This window comes from Bradyrhizobium sp. 142, assembly GCF_023074015.1.
GTDB lineage: Bacteria > Pseudomonadota > Alphaproteobacteria > Rhizobiales > Xanthobacteraceae > Bradyrhizobium.
This window is the reverse complement of the sequence record NZ_JADPKQ010000009.1, coordinates 1-579: the sequence shown is the minus strand read 5'-3', so window position 1 is coordinate 579 and position 579 is coordinate 1. Positions and strand designations below refer to the sequence as shown.

General features: G+C 60.3%; 1 protein-coding gene. It reads right to left on the bottom strand.

What is annotated here, in order from left to right; translation table 11 throughout:
• Nucleotides 1–94: 94 nt before the first annotated feature.
• Nucleotides 95–412, bottom strand: a complete 318-nt coding sequence (locus IVA82_RS00950) for a co-chaperone GroES (protein ID WP_247384825.1) — start codon at nt 410–412, stop codon at nt 95–97.
• Nucleotides 413–579: the final 167 nt, after the last annotated feature.

The window sequence follows — 579 nt, the reverse complement described above, 5'->3', positions numbered from 1 at the left end:
GCGGGCTCTTGAGGGATGAGATTCGAATTGCGGGCCTTATCCTTCGAGAACCCGGCTGCGCCGAGGCCCCAGGATGAGGAGAACTGGCTGGCGCTTACGCGACCTTCTTCTTGGCGGCGGGCAGATCGGTGAGAACGCCCATGATGTCGCTTTCCTTCATGATCAGCAGTTCCTGACCATCGAGCTTGACCTCCGTGCCCGACCACTTGCCGAACAGCACGCGGTCGCCGACCGTGAGGTCGAGCGGGATCAGCTTGCCGGCTTCGTCATGGCCGCCGGGGCCGACAGCGACGACTTCGCCCTGCGAGGGCTTTTCCTTGGCAGTGTCCGGAATGATGATGCCGCCAGCGGTCTTGTCTTCGGCGTCGATGCGCTTGACCACGACGCGGTCGTGAAGCGGACGGAATTTCATACGTTCCTCCTTGGCTTGTGATTATTTCTGGATTGGCAGTCACATCGGGCGAGTGCTAACCGCTCCTCACATAAGCCTGCGACACGGGGGCGCAAGGGCTTCGGTCCAGGATGTTCGACTTTAACTTGGTACCGATGTCGTTTCTGTTGGCTCTCGCCGGCATAATG

What these genes read in the sequence shown, in the direction of transcription:
- IVA82_RS00950 (WP_247384825.1), bottom strand. Translation starts at nt 412, where the DNA reads ATGAAATTCCGTCCGCTTCACGACCGCGTCGTGGTCAAGCGCATCGAC.